The sequence below is a fragment of the Flavobacterium psychraerolatum genome (assembly GCF_025960985.1).
Classification (GTDB): Bacteria; Bacteroidota; Bacteroidia; order Flavobacteriales; family Flavobacteriaceae; genus Flavobacterium.
Window position 1 is genome coordinate 38,931 of record NZ_JAOQMX010000031.1, and the last position, 19,413, is coordinate 58,343.

General features: G+C 33.4%; 18 protein-coding genes. 12 read left to right on the forward strand and 6 right to left on the reverse strand.

The window, feature by feature from the left end; genetic code table 11:
• Positions 1-273 precede the first annotated feature (273 nt).
• On the reverse strand, positions 274-915 hold the full coding sequence (locus M2326_RS12035) for a protein-L-isoaspartate(D-aspartate) O-methyltransferase (RefSeq protein WP_264619807.1): 642 nt from the start codon (positions 913-915) through the stop codon (positions 274-276).
• A 398-nt stretch (positions 916-1,313) separates the two neighbouring features.
• Between M2326_RS12035 and M2326_RS12040 the strand changes: the two genes are divergently transcribed.
• From M2326_RS12040 to M2326_RS12080, 9 genes are all read left to right on the forward strand, one after another.
• Complete coding sequence (locus tag M2326_RS12040) at positions 1,314-2,279, forward strand: Gfo/Idh/MocA family protein (RefSeq protein ID WP_264619808.1); 966 nt, start codon at positions 1,314-1,316, stop codon at positions 2,277-2,279.
• A 135-nt stretch (positions 2,280-2,414) separates the two neighbouring features.
• Positions 2,415-3,305: a 3-hydroxyacyl-CoA dehydrogenase family protein gene (locus tag M2326_RS12045; protein ID WP_264619809.1), complete on the forward strand. Its 891-nt coding sequence runs from the start codon at positions 2,415-2,417 to the stop codon at positions 3,303-3,305.
• Between the two features lie 90 nt (positions 3,306-3,395).
• Positions 3,396-4,055, forward strand: a complete 660-nt coding sequence (locus tag M2326_RS12050) for a YggS family pyridoxal phosphate-dependent enzyme (RefSeq protein ID WP_264619810.1) — start codon at positions 3,396-3,398, stop codon at positions 4,053-4,055.
• 167 nt (positions 4,056-4,222) lie between these two features.
• Positions 4,223-4,408, forward strand: coding sequence for a four helix bundle protein (locus M2326_RS12055; protein ID WP_264619811.1), 186 nt, complete (start codon positions 4,223-4,225; stop codon positions 4,406-4,408).
• Positions 4,409-4,574: 166 nt separating this feature from the next.
• Entirely contained in the window at positions 4,575-5,936 is a 1,362-nt protein-coding gene (locus M2326_RS12060; RefSeq protein WP_264619812.1) for an exonuclease domain-containing protein, read from the forward strand.
• Between the two features lie 3 nt (positions 5,937-5,939).
• On the forward strand, positions 5,940-6,773 hold the full coding sequence (locus M2326_RS12065) for an ion transporter (RefSeq protein ID WP_264619813.1): 834 nt from the start codon (positions 5,940-5,942) through the stop codon (positions 6,771-6,773).
• A 160-nt stretch (positions 6,774-6,933) separates the two neighbouring features.
• Positions 6,934-7,851: a tRNA (adenosine(37)-N6)-dimethylallyltransferase MiaA gene (gene miaA, locus M2326_RS12070; protein WP_264619814.1), complete on the forward strand. Its 918-nt coding sequence runs from the start codon at positions 6,934-6,936 to the stop codon at positions 7,849-7,851.
• Positions 7,852-8,040: 189 nt separating this feature from the next.
• Positions 8,041-8,781: an acyl-[acyl-carrier-protein] thioesterase gene (locus M2326_RS12075; protein WP_264619815.1), complete on the forward strand. Its 741-nt coding sequence runs from the start codon at positions 8,041-8,043 to the stop codon at positions 8,779-8,781.
• A gap of 308 nt (positions 8,782-9,089) precedes the next feature.
• Positions 9,090-9,563 (forward strand): MepB family protein, encoded by a 474-nt coding sequence (locus tag M2326_RS12080; protein WP_264619816.1) that lies wholly within the window; start codon positions 9,090-9,092, stop codon positions 9,561-9,563.
• Positions 9,564-9,864: 301 nt separating this feature from the next.
• Here the strand turns inward: M2326_RS12080 and M2326_RS12085 are convergent, their stop codons facing one another.
• The 5 genes from M2326_RS12085 to M2326_RS12105 all read right to left on the reverse strand — a co-directional run bounded on the left by M2326_RS12085 (position 9,865) and on the right by M2326_RS12105 (position 14,718).
• Positions 9,865-10,569 carry a response regulator transcription factor gene (locus M2326_RS12085; protein WP_264619817.1) on the reverse strand — a complete coding sequence of 235 codons (705 nt, stop codon included), beginning with the start codon at positions 10,567-10,569 and terminating at the stop codon, positions 9,865-9,867.
• A gap of 3 nt (positions 10,570-10,572) precedes the next feature.
• Entirely contained in the window at positions 10,573-12,153 is a 1,581-nt protein-coding gene (locus M2326_RS12090; protein ID WP_264619818.1) for a sensor histidine kinase, read from the reverse strand.
• A 59-nt stretch (positions 12,154-12,212) separates the two neighbouring features.
• The gene (coaE, locus tag M2326_RS12095; protein ID WP_264619819.1) at positions 12,213-12,809 is read right to left on the reverse strand and encodes a dephospho-CoA kinase; all 597 of its coding nucleotides are present in this window, start codon (positions 12,807-12,809) and stop codon (positions 12,213-12,215) included.
• Entirely contained in the window at positions 12,806-13,810 is a 1,005-nt protein-coding gene (locus tag M2326_RS12100; protein ID WP_264619820.1) for a glycosyltransferase family 2 protein, read from the reverse strand. Before M2326_RS12100 ends, coaE begins: the two co-directional genes overlap by 4 nt.
• Positions 13,811-13,911: 101 nt before the next feature.
• Entirely contained in the window at positions 13,912-14,718 is an 807-nt protein-coding gene (locus M2326_RS12105; protein ID WP_264619821.1) for an enoyl-ACP reductase FabI, read from the reverse strand.
• A gap of 592 nt (positions 14,719-15,310) precedes the next feature.
• Here M2326_RS12105 and M2326_RS12110 point away from each other — a divergent pair.
• The 3 genes from M2326_RS12110 (at position 15,311) to M2326_RS12120 (ending at position 19,368) form a co-directional block, all read left to right on the forward strand.
• A complete protein-coding gene (locus M2326_RS12110; RefSeq protein WP_264619822.1) occupies positions 15,311-17,599 on the forward strand; it encodes a beta-galactosidase in 2,289 nt (762 codons plus the stop codon).
• Entirely contained in the window at positions 17,589-18,476 is an 888-nt protein-coding gene (locus M2326_RS12115; protein ID WP_264619823.1) for a sialate O-acetylesterase, read from the forward strand. Before M2326_RS12110 ends, M2326_RS12115 begins: the two co-directional genes overlap by 11 nt.
• Positions 18,477-18,765: 289 nt before the next feature.
• Entirely contained in the window at positions 18,766-19,368 is a 603-nt protein-coding gene (locus tag M2326_RS12120; RefSeq protein WP_264619824.1) for a Crp/Fnr family transcriptional regulator, read from the forward strand.
• Positions 19,369-19,413: the final 45 nt, after the last annotated feature.

The window sequence follows — 19,413 nt, forward strand, 5'->3', positions numbered from 1 at the left end:
AGGATAAAAATAAATCTTATAATTTTATGTTGAATTTGTTCTTATAATATATTTTCAACCTATACATTGCTATTGTCTTTTACTTACTTAACTGGTTTGATACTATCAATCATGATTTTTAATAAAAAATACCATATTGATCTTGTCGAAATGTATTTCTAAAAGTCTTCTATAAGCTCAGACGGATAACATGCTATTAATTAGCATTAAAGGTTTTTAAAAAATTAAAGTACAAAAAATCAATTTCAGTAATTTTATCCAAACTTGAATCACTTAATTTTTATCTTCTAATAAAGGAACAAACTTACATTCTCCTAACTCATGACGTTCAAATTGTGTTTCGTTTTTACGAATAAGTAGCGTCATTATTTGAACTTCTTCTCCTAGAGGAATAACTAGTCTTCCTCCAATTTTTAATTGTGCCATAAGTGGTTGCGGAATAAATGGTGCTCCTGCTGTTACAATAATACTATCAAAGGGTGCAAAACCTGGCAATCCTTTGTAACCGTCACCAAAAGTGAGGTGTTTGGGACGAATTCCTAATTTAGGTAATAAGGATGATGTTTTTTTGAATAGTTCATTTTGCCTTTCAACACTATATACTTTGGCACCCATCAAACACAATACTGCGGTTTGATATCCCGAACCCGTACCAATTTCTAATATCTTATGTTCTTTTTGAATTTCTAACAATTGTGATTGAAAAGCTACTGTATAAGGTTGAGAAATTGTTTGCTCTGCTGCGATAGGAAATGCTAAATCTTGATAGGCATATTCTTCGAAACTTGAATCCAAGAAAAGATGTCTTGGAATCTTTTTGATTGCTTCCAAAACATTTTTATCTGTTATTCCTTTTTCTTGCAAAATGCTTACTAGTTGATTTCGACGTCCTTGATGCTTGGCGGTATCTTTCAATTTGAGGTATTTATATTTTAGCAAAAATAGAAAAGAATTTCTAATATTATGGTTTCTCTAGGAAGTCGTTTTGAATAATCCGCAGTTATTTTCTATGTTGTCTATAAGCAATTGGAGTTCATGGAGATATAAGCATCGTGTATTTCGAAATAAAAACTAGATTTACCAACCACGTTGCGTGAGGGATTACTTCAGTTGAAATAAACTACCGAGTAGCATGTATTGCCCGACAGTTAACTGATAAAAAGGCAGCTAAACACAAACTGAATTGATGTTTTTTTCTAGATGGTGGCACGTCCAAATGGTTGTATATATGAAATAAAATTTGGTCAACATTTGTGGTCAATTGCTGTTTGATGTTAGTTTATAATTCTTATTTTTGTAGAAATTACATCATTATGCTGAAAATTGGAGTATTGGGTGCCGGTCACCTAGGAAAAATACATTTGCGATTGTTACAACAGTCTAAGAAATACGAATTGGTGGGCTTTTATGACCCTAATCAGGAAAATGCAGAGAAGATTTCTAAGGAATTTGGATATAAACATTTTGATACCATTGCTAAATTGATTCATGCTGTCGATGTGATTGATATTGTAACACCTACACTTTCACACTACAAATGTGCTCGTGCAGCTATTAAGTCTGGTAAGCATGTTTTTATAGAAAAACCAATATCGAATACAGTTGAAGAAGCTGAAGAAATTATTGCACTCGCCAAGGAATACAACGTTAAAGGACAAGTTGGCCATGTTGAGCGCTTTAACCCTGCCTTTATCGCTACTAAAAATATGATTGAAAATCCAATGTTTATAGAAACGCATCGTTTGGCAGAATTTAACCCTCGTGGAACAGATGTTCCTGTGGTTTTGGATTTGATGATTCACGATATAGATGCTATTTTGAGCGTTGTACAATCACCTGTTAAAAATATCTCTGCAAGTGGAATATCAGTCATTAGTGAAACTCCAGATATCGCCAATGCGCGATTGGAATTTGAAAACGGTTGTGTAGCTAACTTGACTGCAAGCCGCATTTCGTTGAAAAACATGCGTAAAAGTAGATTTTTTCAAAAAGATGCTTACATATCTGTTGATTTTTTAGAAAAAAAATGCGAAGTGGTAAAAATGAAAAATGCTCCTGAAAATCCAGGTGATTTTGATATGATTTTGCAAAATGCAGAAGGAGTAAAAAAACAAATCTACTTCTCAAATCCTGATGTAAATCAAAACAATGCAATTCTGGATGAGTTGGAAAGTTTTGCGGATGCCATTATTAACGACACAGAACCTGTTGTGACACTTGAACAAGCTACAGAAGCATTGCGAATTGCTTATAAAATTATTGATTGTTTTAAGAAATAGTCATACCCAAAATACCGACACAAACCATTGAGAAATAATGTTTCTTGATGGTTTAATTATTTTTACTAATTTCAATAGTGATATACTTTTAGTAACTTGGAAATTTAAACCTGAAACTTTAAACAAAAATTTAAAATGAAAACAATAGCAGTAATTGGCGCAGGAACGATGGGCAACGGAATCGCACATACATTTGCGCAAAATGGTTTTGTAGTCAAATTAATTGATGTTTCAGAAAAAGCGTTGGACAAAGCAATGGATACAATTGCCAACAATTTAAATCGAATGATTACAAAGGGAACGATAACTAACGACATTTTTGCCAAAACAATTACCAATATCATTACCTATACCGACATGAAAGATGGCGTAACGGGGGTAGATTTTGTAATTGAAGCTGCTACTGAAAATCTAGAATTAAAACTAGCTATTTTCAAGCAATTGAACGAACTATGTCCGCATAATACAATTTTTGCAACGAATACCTCTTCGATTTCGATTACTAAGATTGCTGCGGTTGTTGCACATCCAGACCGAGTTATTGGTATGCATTTTATGAATCCTGTTCCGCTCATGCCTTTGGTGGAAATAATTAAAGGGTACAATACAAGTGATGAAGTGGTTGAAATTACATTGGCGTTATGCAAAAAGTTAGAAAAAACACCCCTTACTGTAAACGATTACCCAGGATTTGTGGCCAATAGAATTTTGATGCCGATGATAAACGAAGCCATCGAAACCCTTTATAACCAAGTGGCAGGTGTTAGCGAAATTGATGGGGTAATGAAACTTGGAATGAACCACCCAATGGGTCCTTTACAACTAGCCGATTTTATAGGATTGGATATTTGTTTATCTATTATGAATGTGATGTATGACGGATTTAAAAATCAGAAATATGCTCCTTGTCCCCTATTAATAAATATGGTCAATGCCAAAAAATTGGGAGTAAAATCTGGAGAAGGGTTTTATGATTATAGCGAAAGTAAAAAGGCGGAAAAAGTTTCTAAGCAGTTTTTGAAATAAACTTTTTATTTGTAACACAGACGGGATAAATTTTAGAATTAAAAAGTAATCATTTGGAACAAAATTCTAATTCGATAAAAAAGAAACATAATGACAATAGCCGAAAATCTACAACATATACAAACTAAGCTACCTAAAACCGTTACTTTAGTTGCTGTCTCTAAAACAAAACCTGTCAATGACTTAAAACAGGCTTATGAAGTTGGTCAACGGATTTTTGGAGAAAATAAAATTCAAGAAATGGCGGAGAAGCGGGAAGAAATGCCCAAAGACATTCAGTGGCATATGATCGGACACGTACAGTCAAACAAGGTCAAATACATGGCACCTTTTGTAAGTTTGATACATGGTGTAGATAGTTTGAAACTATTGCAAGAAATCAACAAACAAGCGACCAAAAACAACCGCATAATTGATTGTTTATTGCAACTACACATTGCCGAAGAGGAAACTAAATTTGGTTTGGACGAACAAGAACTCAACGAACTTATCTCTTCTTCAGAGTTTGCGGCAATGCAAAATATTCAAATTTTAGGACTAATGGGAATGGCAACATTTACCGACAACCAAAAACAAGTTAAAAAGGAATTCACGCATTTAAAATCTATTTTCGATACTTTAAAAGCAAAAAATCCTGTACATTGTAATCTTCAAACTATTTCAATGGGAATGTCTGGAGACTATCAATTGGCGATTGAATGTGGTAGTACCATGGTTCGCATTGGAAGTAGTATATTTGGAGGTCGTTAATACAAAGATCAAATGTCAATTGCAAAAGCAATAAAAATGGATAATCCCGAACAAAGATTTCCTAAAATATTCAATCTTGATGACCGTTTGATTAGATTTGCTAGAGAAAGCAACTTTTTTAGTCACAAACTAGACAAAACTTTGAAAATGATTATTACAAAAACCAATTGATTCGTTCGTCTGGATGCGCTCCTTTCAATTATGACGAAGTCCAGGGAACAATAACAGATAAGGATTTTGTTTGTAAAATATCTTTAAGCGTAGAAGAACTTAAAGAGTCCAAGAATTCATTGAAAATTATTGATTATATTAAAGCAGGAAACAACCAAGAAAGAAGAGATTTACTTTCTTAAGTGGATCAATTAATCGCCATAGCTTCAAAAATGATTATAAACCGAAAATAACAAAAATCAAAGTTCAAAAATCAGTTACAAAATTCAATAACTATAATCTATTTTAATAAAAATGGATTTTTGAAATTGACAGTTAATTTTTGAACTTTGAAATTGAATTTTGAAAATGTACGCAATACTAGACATAGAAACCACCGGAGGACAATTCAACGAAGAGGGAATTACAGAAATCGCTATTTATAAATTTGATGGACACGAAATAGTGGACCAATTTATCAGCTTGGTCAATCCCGAAATTCCAATACAACCGTTTGTAGTACAACTTACGGGGATAAATAACGCCATGTTAAAATCGGCACCTAAGTTTCATGAAGTAGCCAAGCGCATCGTCGAAATGACAGCGGACTGTATTGTAGTAGCTCACAATGCGAGTTTTGACTACCGAATTTTGAGAACTGAGTTTCGCCGTTTGGGTTATGATTTTGAATCTCATACAATTTGCACCGTAGAATTGGCAAAAAAGCTAATCCCTGAACAACCGTCTTATAGTTTAGGGAAGTTGGTAAGAGCACTTGGAATTCCGGTAACCGACAGGCATCGTGCAAGTGGAGATGCTTTGGCAACCGTAAAACTATTCAAAATGTTACTTGAAAAAGACGTGGAGAAAAACATCGTCAAAGATTTCATTAAACTTGAAATCGAAAAAGGAATCGCCCCAAAACTACAAGACATCATCAATAAAATACCTGCCAAAACGGGTGTATATTATATTCACAACAAAGCAGGAGATATCATAAATATTGGCAAAAGCCGCAATATAAAAAAAAGAATAAATCAGATTTTTACTGGTATCACCAATACTTCCAAGAAAATTCAAAAAGAAGTTTTTGAAGTGACTTACGAAGAAACCGGAAATGAACTCATAGCAATACTTAAGGAAACAGAAGCTATCAAAACTAACCGTCCTGTTTACAATAGAATTCCACGTAGGAATACCTTGCCCTGGTCCATTTATTCTGAAAAAGATAGCAATGGTTATCTAAATTTAAAGCTACAAAAAACAGACGGACGCAAAAAAGACATCACTTCCTACAACAATGAATCTGATGGTAAAAATGCACTTTTTCGCATTACTGATGATTATCAATTATGTCAGAAACTAACTGGCTTATATATAACTAAGTCAGCTTGCTTCAAGCATAAGATTAAAGAATGTGATGGTGCTTGTCTAGGTGAAGTTTCACCTTCTGAGTATAATGAAAGAGTAAAAAAGTTTGTCGAAAAAAACAATTTTGACAATACCAATATGGTTATCATCGACCGAGGAAGATCAGTTAGTGAACGCTCTGCTGTTTTAGTCGAAAACGGACAGTTAAAAGGATATGCTTTTTATGATTTGAACTACCAAATCACCAAAATCGACATCCTGAAAAACATCTTAATTCCGATGCCAAACAATCGGGATACCAAGCACACGCTTCAGACCTATCTTAAAAAAAATAAGGGGTATAAAATCCTGAAATTCTAGCGTATGATAAACAGAAAGTCAAAATACGAGCTGTTAAAACAGCGTGCATATATCATTATTTATGGCACAAGTACCAAAGCGGGACGCTTATTTGACTTGGTTTTACTAGGACTCATATTACTGAGTGTTCTTTTAGTCATGATGGAAACCGTCGCTACTTTTAACCTCAAATATCATTCTGAACTCGTTTTCCTAGAATGGATTATTACCTTTTTTTTTACCATCGAATATGTGATGCGAATTATTAGCATTCAAAAACCTTGGAGATATATCTTTAGTTTCTACGGCATCATTGATTTTCTATCTATTTTCCCCATGTACCTAAGTTTGGTTCTCGTTGGATCCAATGTTTTTACCGTCGTTCGCGCATTGCGCTTATTACGACTTTTCAAAATATTAAATCATCCCCAATTCAACAGTCAATCAGTACAACTCAAGCGCGCCATCAATGCTAGTCGAGGGAAAATTATTGTTTTTATCTATTTTGTACTCATCATCACTATCCTCATCGGATCGATCATGTATGTGGTTGAAGGTAGCGAAAGCGGATTTACAAGTATTCCTGCCGGAATCTACTGGACAATTGTAACCCTAACAACCGTAGGTTATGGTGATATTTCACCTGTTACCCCACTCGGTCAGTTCATAGCTTCGTTCGTCATGATTTTGGGGTATGGAATCATTGCCGTCCCTACCGGAATTGTAACTGCCGAAATTGCCAAATCTCACCAAAAATTAACATCCCATCCAGAGACACCTTGTCCCGGTTGCGGCACAGACGATTATCCAGAAAACTCGAATTTCTGTCATAAATGCGGACATTCTCTCGATAAATAGTTTTATATGGAGCTATTTCCAGCTATACACTACAACCCCTACATCTGCAAGTTGTATTTTAAGGCATAAAAGGAGCTTCTAAAGTCGCTCTTTTATACCAAGAAATACTAACTTGCAGCCGTCCGGGGTTTTCGTTCCTATCTGGGCTAAAACATCAACCATGAAGTACCTAATAACCATTATCGGCCCCACAGCAATTGGCAAAACTGCCTTAAGCATTCAATTAGCAAATCATTTTCAGTGTGATATTGTATCGTGCGATAGTCGTCAATTTTTCAAAGAAATGTCAATTGGGACAGCTGTACCCAATCCAAAAGAACTCGCAGCTGCTAAACACCATTTCATTCAAAACAAATCCATTTTTGAAAACTATACTGTAGGAGACTATGAAAAAGAAGCGATTTCCAAAATTGACCAATTATTCCAAAATAATGACTACCTAGTACTCGTTGGTGGGTCTGGACTATATGTCAATGCTATTCTAAAAGGTTTTGATGAATTCCCAGAAATCGATTCAACCATTCGTACTGCTGTCAACGAAAAATATGAAAAATTAGGTATTGGCTATCTTCAAGAACAACTCAAATTTTTAGATTCAAAATACTACGAAACAATATCGACTGAAAATCCTCAAACATTAATGAACCCACAGCGCATGATGCGCTTTGTAGAAGTTTGCATAGGAACAGGAAAACCCTATTCCTCATTTTTGAATCAGAAAAAGAACAACCGTTCCTTCACTCCTATTCTAATTGGGCTAGAAGCAGAACGCTCCATTATGTACAATCGCATCAACCAACGTGTAGATATTATGATCAACGAAGGACTTCTGTTGGAAGTAAAAAAACTAATCCCTAACAAAGAGTTAAATGCCTTACAAACTGTAGGTTACAGAGAGTTATTTCAATATTTAAACAAAGAGATAAGTTTAGATTTTGCAATCGAAGAAATAAAGAAAAATACCCGCCGTTTTGCCAAACGTCAACTCACCTGGTTCAAAAGAGATACCACTACAAGATGGTTTGATTACGAAACACCATTTCCAAAAATAATTGATTTTATCAAAAGTAAAATTTAAAATAAAACTCATGAATTGCTACATGTCTTTTTCCTTTTATTCATTAAAATTAAACATTCAACAAGTAGCTAAAAAACCAAATCAAAACAAATAGTTTTCACTATTTTTGTAAACAACAATAACATGAACTCAATTTTAACTCCTATTGTAAACCCAACAGGATCAATTGAAAACGAATACGACTAAACAATGCCATTATCCCCTGCTTTCTCCTCTATTCTAGAAAAAGAATACGAAATTAATTTCACCCAATGCTTGCCATCTGGACGACTTAAATATACCGAATTGTGTAATTTACTACAACTTACTGCAGCTACGCATGCCGATTTGGGTGGAATCAGCTTCACAGACATGCAGGAATTCAACCAAGCATGGGTTTTGAGCCGAATGAGGATAGAAATTAAAGCATTACCGCAATGGAAGGACATCGTTACTGTAAAAACATGGATAAATACCTTAGAAAACTCGCGTTCAATTCGAGCATTGGAAATCTATCTTAATGGAGAAAAAATCATTGGAGGTGAAACTTTTTGGGCTGTTTTCAATACTGTAAAGCGTCGCCCAGAAGCTTTAGCTTTAGGCCATAAACATTTTGAACTGTATCCTGACTTAAAAGCCACCAAAGAAAGCTTTTCAAAAATCATCATAAACCCAGAGAAAGAAGAAGTTTTTGAAAAAAAAGTTATTCTTTCAGATTTGGATATCATCAATCATGTCAACCACGTTAAATATTTAGAATGGTGTATGGATGTAGTTGATGAGAAAATCATTTTGAACCAAAAAATCAAGAGTTTTGAAATGAATTTCATGAAAGAACTCTCACTTCGTGATCAAGTGGTCATTCACGAGAACCTATCTGATAATTCGATTGTCTTTAGCATTACTAAGGAGAACAAAAACTGTTTTGCTTTGCAGTTGAATTTAGTGTAATTCTGATAATTTTCCTCACTTGACCCCAATGTATTTATGTATTCATCTCATAACTAACTAATTTTAAAGAAACAAGTAACATAAATTCTTTTAGAAGGACAAATTTCAAAGGGTTACATTACTTTTATTTGACTCTTTTAAGACCAATAAAACTTATGAGTTATACTATTTATCAAATAGTAAAAAAACACTACAAAACAAATATTTACCTAGCTTATACCATTAAATATAAACTTGACCAACCCGGAAATATCTTCCGTTAGTGCTACAAAACGAAACTTATACATCTTTACTATATAACTAACAATATGTATCCTGAACTACAACTTATAAATGAAAAACTTTTTAAACCTTCTGGGCTGGAGCTATCTAATATACAATTGGAACTAGAAAGTAAAGAATATTTTGCGCATACTTTTCAATTGGGGAAATATAAAGTGAAATTTAGGACTGCTAAAATTACTCCAACCAAAACTGGCCAATTTGTAACATTGTGGAAACGCAACAATCAGGGACTCACAACACCACATAGTAAATCGGATGCTATTGATTTTTATATCATTGCAACACGAAAAGAAGAGGATTTTGGCGTTTTCATTTTCCCAAAAGCTATTTTACACGAAAAACATGTTCTATCAGACGATTCTAGGGATGGGAAACGGGGCTTTAGAGTATATTCTAATTGGGACACCGTAACCAATAAACAAGCTCTAAAAACACAAACTTGGCAGGTTAACTACTTTTTGGAACTAAAAGATAAAAAAATAATTGATTTAGAATGAACTGCATTTTTCAAATTCTTACAGAATAAAAAATTTTATGGTTTTGGCTGATGCCTTTCTATACTTTTTACAAGAGTACATTTGTAAAAAAACACCATAATTAAACCAGCTCCGCTAACCCTGATTGTAGTGTAAAGCATTTTGAAATAAAAGCCCCAATTTCTTGGTATAGCAAAGCGACCAAAGGAGCTCTTGCTATACCTTAGAAATTGAGGCTTTTATGAAAAATATTGCAACGGAAAGTAGGATAAAGTTCCTAAAAAAAAAGCCTCGATTTCTCGAAGCTTATTCTCTAATCCTATTATTTTTTTACTACTAATCTAAATCCTTCTCCGTGGATGTTGAGTATTTCAACATTTTCATCTAGTTTTAAATATTTACGTAATTTTGCAATATATACATCCATACTACGTGATGTAAAATAATTATCGTCTCTCCAGATTTTTGTTAATGCTAATTCTCTAGGCATCAAATCATTCTCGTGAAGAATCAACATTTTTAATAATTCATTTTCTTTTGGAGATAATTTTATTGGTTCTTCTCCTTCAATATTCAAGAAACGTAGTTTCGAATTTAAATGAAATTTACCTATATTAAACTCAAACTGAACTTGTTCTGGTTTCACATCCGAAGATTTTCTTTGAATGATGGCTTTTATTTTCATTAACAACACTTCAGAATCGAAGGGTTTATTCAAATAATCATCTGCTCCAGCTTTGTATCCTTTTAAGACATCTTCTTTCATTGACTTAGCAGTCAAGAAAATAATTGGCACTTCGCTGTTCTTTTCTCTAATTTCTTTGGCCAATGTGTACCCGTCTTTGTATGGCATCATAACATCTAGAATACATAGATCATAGGTGTCTTTTTTGAATTTTTCAAAACCTTCCATACCATTTTTTGCTAAGGTAACATCAAAGTCATTTAGCATTAAATAGTCTTTCAGAACTGCTCCAAAATTCAAATCGTCCTCTACTAAGAGTATTTTTTTATTTACACTTTCCATATCTTAATTTATTAGCGGTATTTTTATTATAAAGGTACTTCCTTTTCCCTTTTCACTTTCAACATAAACTTGACCGTTATGGTCTTCAACTATTCTTTTCACATACGCTAATCCAAGACCGTGACCTTTCACATTATGAATATCGCCTGTATGTTCTCTATAAAACTTTTCAAAAACTCTTTTTTGAGCCACTTTACTCATTCCCAGTCCATTATCTTGTACTTTAATTAAGATCATGTCTTTAATGTTTTCTGTAAAAACATTAATTTCTGGTGTGCCTGCGGTATATTTTATCGCATTTTCTAGGATATTCACAATCACATTTGTAAAGTGAACCTCATTGATTAAGGCAGTAGTGCGACTAGCATCAAAATTCGTGATTATCGCCCCACCTCTATCTTCTAGAATCAAACTTACATGCTCAATTGCATCATTTATTACATCCTCAACGTTACTGGATTCTTTCTCGATATCCAATTCTCTTTTCTCCAATTTAGAGATTCGCAAAACATTCTCTACTTGGGCATGCATTCGCTTATTTTCGTCCCGAATCATTTGTAGGTACTTAAAGACCTTCTCCTTATCGTCAATAATTTTCGGATTCTTTATGGCGTCTAATGCTAAATTAATAGTTGCTATCGGCGTTTTGAACTCATGCGTCATATTATTGATAAAATCCGTTTTGATCTCCGATATCTGACGTTGTCTAATCAATTGATTCAGCGCACTACTATAGGCAATCATAATAATTAGGGTAAAAACAATTGACAATACGGTTATACTAACCAACTCAGACCAAAGAAATTTCTTTTTGTATGGGAACATGACAAACAACTTGTACTTCTCATTACCTTCATTATCTGAAAAAACAGGAATAGAATATCCCTCTTCTTTATTACAAAACCCTTTAGACATTATCTGGGTTTGTACACCATTGTTGAAAATGGAAAATTCAAATTTGGTATTTACGCCATATTGCTCTAATTCTTTTTTAATTAATTTCTCTAATCTTTCTTTCGAAATCCTTTCATTGATGGGCATTACAGAAGCAATATCTTTAAAGAAGATCTCAAATTGTGCATTATCAAGAATATCTAGACTACCACTTTTTTCAATTTTAACATCAGGTGTTAAGCTTTGCTGCAAACCAGACTTATCTATTCCAGTATTATTATAAACTTCTGTAGTTCTACGACTGCTAAAGTTTTTAAACCTATCAGCACTAAATTTTTTATCGAAAAAAGTAGCTGAAATATTATAATCCTCTGCCATTAGACTGTTTGTATACACAATAGTCTCATTTGTTTTTGGATTTTTTTGGACATAATAAAACTCTAATAAATCATTTTTTTGTGGAATTTTCCCCGTACTATCTTTATAATGATTGTATTTATCATAAAAACTGTACGCTTCTTGCTTTTGCAATTTATCCGCAACATTACCTAATACTTGTTTAACGTGAAACTTAAATTGTTCATCGTTATTTTTGAAAGAGGTATTAAACCAATACACTTGAACGAGAATAATCCCTATAAGGGACAAACTCATTAATAAAACCAATAATCTAAAAAACAATTTATTCATCAGATCAAAATTAAGATTTTAACAGTATAGTTAAATATACATTAACCAAAGATTAACATTTAAGACTCTTTTTGTTTAATCTTTAAAATTTTAAGAATTTCGTCTATCTTGAGCTTTGCTAATTCTAAAATAGAATTGTCCACCGCAAAATGACTTTTTGCAATGCGTTGCTCATCTGTCCATTGAGCATCAATTCGTTTTTGAATTTGCTCTATTGTAGTAGCGTCACGAGCAATTACACGCTGTAAGCGGGACGCTAAGGGCGCAGTCACCGAAATTATGTAATCAAAATTTTTATAACTATCATTTTCAAATAAAATAGCCGACTCATATATAATGTATGGAACTTCTTTTTGATCAAGCAACCAGTCTTCAAAATGTTTTTTTACTGCTGGATGTACAATAGCATTAAGGCGTTGCAGTTGTACGGCATCATTAAACACAATATCAGCTAATTTTTGTCTTATTAACATACCTTCCTCAAATATATCAGTTCCAAAAGTTTTTTTTATCTCTTGAATAATCACCTCAGACTGCATAATTTTACGCGCTTCGTTGTCGGCAATATATATTGGAACTCCTTTGGATTGAAAATAATTTGCTATTGTGGTTTTTCCGCTACCTATACCTCCTGTCAATCCAATGGTTTTTGTCATAGTTGTTTTTTAAAAAATAATTCTGGGAATGCTACTTCTGGTTTCTGCTTCAGTATAATTACTTTGAAATAAGATTTTAAAAATCCCAATCCATATCCAAAGAATTGTTTCCAAGCTGCAATAACAGACAAATATCCAATTTTGATATTTTTATTTTTAATAGACGATACCAAGAATATTAAGAAGAAATATACAAAATATAATCTTAATAAATAATCATTGTTAAAAATTAACAGTATAAAAGCTGTTATTAAACCAAGTACAAATACTGATGGAAAAAAAAACGTCAATTTAGAATATTTTGGGTACCAACTATTTAATATTGGACGAGCTTTTCCAAATTTACTTACTTGAACTGTAAATTTATCCCAGTCAATCCGGCGCTTATGATATACAAAAGCTGCTCCAAACAATCGAGTCTCAAAACCCAATTCCCATAATCGAATGGATAAGTCTGGATCTTCGCCTGGATGAATGTTACTAAAGCCTTTGGAAATTTCAAATGCTTTACGAGACAAACCCATATTAAAACTGCGAGGCTGAAACTTCCCAATTTTCTCAGAACCACCTCGTATCCCGCCAGTCGTTAAAAATGAGGTCATAGTAAAATTAATAGCTTTCTGAATATCTGAAAAGCTCTTTAGGGCAGCATCTGGACCACCAAAGCAGTCTACATAATCGGTAGACAAGGCTTTTTCGACCTCATTCAAATAGTCTATTGGAATAATACAATCCGAATCAAAGATGATAAAGTAATCCCCTTGGGCCTTTTTCATTCCAAAATTCCTAGAGTCACCCGGTCCTGAATTTTCTTTTAGATAATAAGAAATCAGTAGTTTGTTTTCATATTTGTTGACCACCTCAAGACATGGAATAGTGGAACCATCTTCCACCAAAACCACTTCAAATTTATTTTTGTAGTTTGATAATATCAAACTTTCTAAAAGTTCAGCTACTTCATCAGGGCGATTGTAAACAGGTATAATTAATGAGAAAAACATACTCAAACAAGGATAAAATTAAAATGGAAATTGAGTGCAAATATAACGGATATTGATGCAATTTCAACTTATAACAAACACAATTCTAGATTTTAAAATTACTATTCAAACATCTCTACCACCTCTTGACTCACTCCCATATTCGAGAATCCGCCATCGTGTAATAAATTTTGAAGTGTTACTTTCTTTGTTAAATCAGAGAAAAGTGTGATTACATAATTAGCACAATCCTCAGCAGTGGCGTTACCGAGTGGTGACATTTTATCTGCAAAAGCGATAAAACCATTAAATCCCTTCACTCCTGTTCCGGCACGCGTTGCTGTAGGTGATTGCGATATGGTATTGACTCTCACTTTTTTATCTCTTCCAAAAAAGTATCCAAAACTACGTGCAATTGATTCCAAAAAAGCTTTATTATCGGCCATATCATTATAGTCAGGAAAAACACGTTGCGCTGCCATATAAGATAAAGCTACAATACTCCCCCATTCGTTTATGGCATCTTTTTTATACAAAACCTGCATCACCTTATGAAAAGAAACTGCTGAAACATTCCAACCTTTTTCGGTAAATTCATAATTTTGATTTGTATAATGATTCCCTTTGCGTACATTCACTGACATTCCGATTGAGTGCAAAACAAAATCAATTTTACCACCCAAAATCTCCATCGCTTGCTCTACCAAGTTCTCCAAATCAGCAACCGAAGTTGCATCTGCAGCAATTACTTGTGAGTTTGTCTTTTCAGCCAAGGCAGTAATATTTCCCAATCGTATCGAAGCTGGAGCATTTGTCAACACAAAAACACCACCTTCTTCGTGCACACGTTCAGCTGTTTTCCATGCGATTGAACTCTCATCCAAAGCGCCAAAAATAATTCCTTTTTTTCCTTTCAATAAATTGTACATGGTTATTTTTTTTAATGTCCTCCAAAAATAAACAATCAGCCGTACAGTCAAAATTATTCATTCTCTTTTTTTATGAATCATATGATTTGGATTCAATTTAATGTTTATTTTAGCCTTTTTACAGATACAAACTGGAGGATTACTCAAGTTAATTTTTTGAAATTACAAACAAATATTTATTTTTTAATAGCTTATAATAAGATAGTTATTTCTAAATATTTTCTATTTTGGTAAAATAAAAACAATTAGCACTTTTATATCTTCCTTCAAGATTTTAAATATGGATACGTCTTCAAAGAAGGGCTTAAAGGAATTAAAACTTCATCAACTTTATTTATAACTTTAATAGTCAGGGAATAAATTAAATATTATTTTTAATTCTTACTTTTATATAAAATAAGTTAAATAAACCTTTATAGACCAAAAACCCATAATTACAATTGGAAAAAATATAATCCTGTAAAATAACAACCATAATTTAAAATGATTTTTGCTAATTAAATCACATTAATTTTAAAATTATGAATTTTATAATCTAATATGGAATGCGTTAATTAACCGATATGATACCAAAATCAATTAAACTAAAAAAATGAAACGAAAGTTCACTTCACCACAATTCTTAAAAATTACTTTTATCAATTTAGTATTTTTAGGAACACTTACTGCACAAACTACCGAAAAAGAGGTCAAAGATAAAATAAGCACCTTAAAGACTGAAATCAAAAAAGCACAATCAAAAAAAATCAATACACTTAAGGAGGAAACAGCGTTACGAACAGCTGAAATATTTTTGGATTATGCCAAATGGGATGATGATAATTTTGAAACGAATAAAAAAAGCTTTGCCTTAGTAAATGCTTATAAAAAGGAAGCGGACAAATATGCAAAAATGTTACCTGATTTTGAACGCAAAGAAATGGCAATCATGCTGGATGATGCTGTATCCGAATTACAGCAGATAGCGACCGGAAAAATAAAGCGCTTGCCTACTCCTAAAATTGATTGGTCAAAAACTGATGTGAACAAAGACGAAATCACCTTTGCTGGAAAACCTGTTTTTCTAGCAGATTGGACATGGAAACCTGCAGGCAAAAAATATACCGAATTTCATGGGGATCAAGATGGCTATTTTCTAACTCCTTCTTATGTTATAAATGAAAACGGAGAGGTTAATCCTCAAAAATTAAAAGAATTAACTACCAAAGAAAACGGTAGTATGGGGTTCATTTTCTTCAACCACTCTACTACTCCAACTTGGGCCAAAAATAAATATCCTAAAATCACAGATGGCCCAGGAATAAAATATACAATGTACGACATCAATCATCCTGTAGCGCAGAAAATTCAGTCAGATTTGATTGCCGCTGTTGTTCCTTTGATGGCTGGAAAGCAATATACCAAATTGGGATATATGTTGTGTAACGAACCGCATTGGAACACCATACAAAAAACTTGGGCATCTGCTCCTATTTCTGATTTGGCTGTTCTTGATTTTAAAAAGTGGCTAGAAAAACGTCATGGGAATATTGATGAAGTTAATGAGCTGTGGAAAACAAATTTCATTAATTTTGAAACAATGGTAGTTCCAAAAGACATAATCGAATCGCAACAAGGGACCGCAACTTGGTTTGATTTTGAAAGTTATAATATGGACAGAGTTACCAATTGGTTTTCATTTCTACAAAAGGAGGTTAAAAAATATGATCCAAACGCGAGAACCCACATGAAAATCATGCCTAACCTTTGGACAGAAAATAAAAGAGATCATGGCATTGATATGGAAGCCTTGACTCGCAATAGTGACATTATTGGTAACGATTGTAGTACTGGCGGGCCATGGATGTGGGGAAAACCAAAAGAATGGGAGAAAAACTTCAATTTTGATTGGGTAGAAATGTGTATGTCATATGATTTTTATAAATCTATTAGTCCAGACAAAATCATGTTCAATACCGAAGGACATTTTCTTTCTACAGGAAAATACAGAGATTTATACCAAACCAAAGAATACGTGCGTTGCAATTATTGGCAAGCGTATGTGCATGGGTTAACCGCTATTCAAACCTGGTATTGGGCTAGAAGAGAAGATGGTTCTAGTAGAAAAAGCGAAGACAGCAATGGTTATGCCGCCTCAAACAACCACCAACCACGCGTGGTAAACGAAGTTCATGCTACCGTTTTGGATTTAAATTCAATCTCAGATAAAATCATGGAATTGCAACGCCAAGAGAAACCAATTCGTATTTTTTACACGAAGGCTTCTTCTATCAACAAACCAACCCATATGGACGATATTTTTAAAGCGTATCAAAAGGTGTTTTTTGAAGGTACTCCTATAGGTTTTGCCACAAAAGGAATCATTGAAAATAACGATAACAAAACTTGGGAAACGATTTTGATTACCAAAACCCCTTTTGCTTTCGAAACTGATATTAAAGCACTACAATCTTATATCGATTTTGGTGGTGTGGTTATTATGGACAAAGAAAGTTTAAAAACGGATGAATACGGAAGACCATTACAAACTAGTTTAAAAGATTCTAAAGGAAAAGTGATAGTCGTAGAATCATTAAACGAAATGAAAAATAAAGCTTTTTCAATTCTAAAAGAAAAAAACAAATTGCCTGCTTTGAATGTGAAAGAAAGCAATGGCTTAGAACAAAAAGGATGTGATTGGAGAGTTCTTTCAGATAAAAACGGAAATTCTTTCTTGAACATTGCTAATTATGGCAAAAATGAAGCTACTATTTCGATTACACTTCCAAATGGAAAAGTACCTTCTACTATTAGTAATTATCTAACAGGCGAAAAATTAAGCGCTACTTTCAAAATGAATATTAATCAAGTTTATTTCTTAGAAATCAAAGATGAAAATTAAACAAAACTTTAAAATTATAGTATTGCTTTTCGTAGCTTTTATTTCAAATGAAGCAAAAGCTCAAAAAGCAATATCCAAGAATGCAATCCTACAAATTGTTTTACTGGGAGGTCAATCAAATATGGCAGGTCATGGAATCATGGCTGATGTAAAGCCTGAAGATATTCAAAGAATTGAAGCAGTTAAAAATCGTATTTCGGTTGTTGTTGATGGCAGAGATGCACAACCTCTTTCCTACTTTAAAGCTGACAAAATAGCAACTGAATTTGGTCCAGAATTATTCATCGGTCTCACATTAGCCGAAAAAAATCCAGACAAACAGTATTTACTCATTAAGGAAGCTGTTGGTGGCACTACCCTATATGGTGCATGGAATCCCAATTGGACTGCTGAAAAAGCGAATACAGCAGAACTAGATGAAAAGCGCAAACAAATGCAACTCTATAAAAAGCATATAACTAGCATTCACAAATGTTTAGATGCTCTAAAAGCTGAAAATAAAAAGTATGTCATTATAGGAATGGCGTGGATGCAAGGAGAAACAGATACGCGCAAAGATTTTACGGCCATAGCCTATGAAGAAAATTTGAAGCTATTAATTGAATCCTATCGTTCTGAATTTAATTTACCCAAAATGCCATTTATAATTGGCCAAATCAACTGTCCTCCCCGTCAATACATTGAAGGTGTCGAAATTGTTCGTAATGCCATGGTAAATGTTTCCAAAAATGATACTAAAACAGATATTATACTGACATCAATGGATGGTGACTATAAAGATTTCCCTAAACGATCCGATAATGTTCATTACGATGCACAAGGTCAAAAAAATCTTGGAACCGCTTTTGCTGAAAAATTGTTGGAACTGGCGTATTAACGTTAAAATGTAGGCGTCATTTGTTTGGAATATGATTTTTTTTTTATCCATTCAAACAGAGTATGTTCTAATGGTCATCAAAGAAGACAGCATATATATGTGTGATACAACTTTGAAAAATTAAACAATCTTTTGGAAGCATATGAACAATCTAATCTGAAAGCCCAAAAGAAGTCAACTTGAAAGCCGATCTTTCATCTAACTTTTATTTGCTAAATTAGTGCCTTAATCAAAAAAGGGATTTGAAAAATTAAGATGATTATTCCCCGATTCAAGCACAAGAAAATTAATGAAATACGATCTCCTCAAACAAAATATCCAAAAGAACGTCACTCTTTCTGATGCAGAATTAGAGAACATCTGCACTTATTTTCAGCCGCTACAGATCCAGAAAAAAGAGTTTTTATTGACGCAAGGTAGCGTTTGTAAGTTTGAGGGTTTTGTAATTGATGGCTGTTTTAGAATTTTTACTATTGATAAAAAAGGCAATGAAAACACGCTTTACTTTGCAAGCAATGACTGGTGGCTGATGGATATCGATAGCTTCATGAACCAAAAATCGTCGGATCTAAACATCCAAGCTTTAGAAGAAAGCACCCTCTTACTGATTAGCAGAGAAGATAAACTTGCTCTTTATGAAACTGTTCCTGTGGTAGAAAAATTATTTCGTATAATGTCTCAAAAAGCCATAGTGGCTTGGCAACGTCGATTAATCAGTAATCATTGTCAAACTGCAAAAGAACGTTACTTTCAATTTACCACCACTTATCCAAACATTGTTTCTAAACTAACAGACAAGCAAGTCGCGAGTTACTTGGGAATAACACATGAATTTTTGAGCAAACTAAACCACTATGGACTTAAAGTCCATAGATTTGGTTGTCAGACTTAAAGTCTGCATGTTGCTAGTCTTCAATTATGAAGTTATCATTATTAC

Bases quoted from the DNA above. Each gene is read 5' to 3' on its own strand.
- M2326_RS12040 (WP_264619808.1), top strand. From the start codon at position 1,314: ATGCTGAAAATTGGAGTATTGGGTGCCGGTCACCTAGGAAAAATACAT.
- M2326_RS12045 (WP_264619809.1), top strand. From the start codon at position 2,415: ATGAAAACAATAGCAGTAATTGGCGCAGGAACGATGGGCAACGGAATC.
- M2326_RS12050 (WP_264619810.1), top strand. From the start codon at position 3,396: ATGACAATAGCCGAAAATCTACAACATATACAAACTAAGCTACCTAAA.
- M2326_RS12060 (WP_264619812.1), top strand. From the start codon at position 4,575: ATGTACGCAATACTAGACATAGAAACCACCGGAGGACAATTCAACGAA.
- M2326_RS12065 (WP_264619813.1), top strand. From the start codon at position 5,940: ATGATAAACAGAAAGTCAAAATACGAGCTGTTAAAACAGCGTGCATAT.
- miaA (WP_264619814.1), top strand. From the start codon at position 6,934: ATGAAGTACCTAATAACCATTATCGGCCCCACAGCAATTGGCAAAACT.
- M2326_RS12075 (WP_264619815.1), top strand. From the start codon at position 8,041: ATGCCATTATCCCCTGCTTTCTCCTCTATTCTAGAAAAAGAATACGAA.
- M2326_RS12080 (WP_264619816.1), top strand. From the start codon at position 9,090: ATGTATCCTGAACTACAACTTATAAATGAAAAACTTTTTAAACCTTCT.
- M2326_RS12085 (WP_264619817.1), bottom strand. From the start codon at position 10,569: ATGGAAAGTGTAAATAAAAAAATACTCTTAGTAGAGGACGATTTGAAT.
- M2326_RS12090 (WP_264619818.1), bottom strand. From the start codon at position 12,153: ATGAATAAATTGTTTTTTAGATTATTGGTTTTATTAATGAGTTTGTCC.
- coaE (WP_264619819.1), bottom strand. From the start codon at position 12,809: ATGACAAAAACCATTGGATTGACAGGAGGTATAGGTAGCGGAAAAACC.
- M2326_RS12100 (WP_264619820.1), bottom strand. From the start codon at position 13,810: ATGTTTTTCTCATTAATTATACCTGTTTACAATCGCCCTGATGAAGTA.
- M2326_RS12105 (WP_264619821.1), bottom strand. From the start codon at position 14,718: ATGTACAATTTATTGAAAGGAAAAAAAGGAATTATTTTTGGCGCTTTG.
- M2326_RS12110 (WP_264619822.1), top strand. From the start codon at position 15,311: ATGAAACGAAAGTTCACTTCACCACAATTCTTAAAAATTACTTTTATC.
- M2326_RS12115 (WP_264619823.1), top strand. From the start codon at position 17,589: ATGAAAATTAAACAAAACTTTAAAATTATAGTATTGCTTTTCGTAGCT.
- M2326_RS12120 (WP_264619824.1), top strand. From the start codon at position 18,766: ATGAAATACGATCTCCTCAAACAAAATATCCAAAAGAACGTCACTCTT.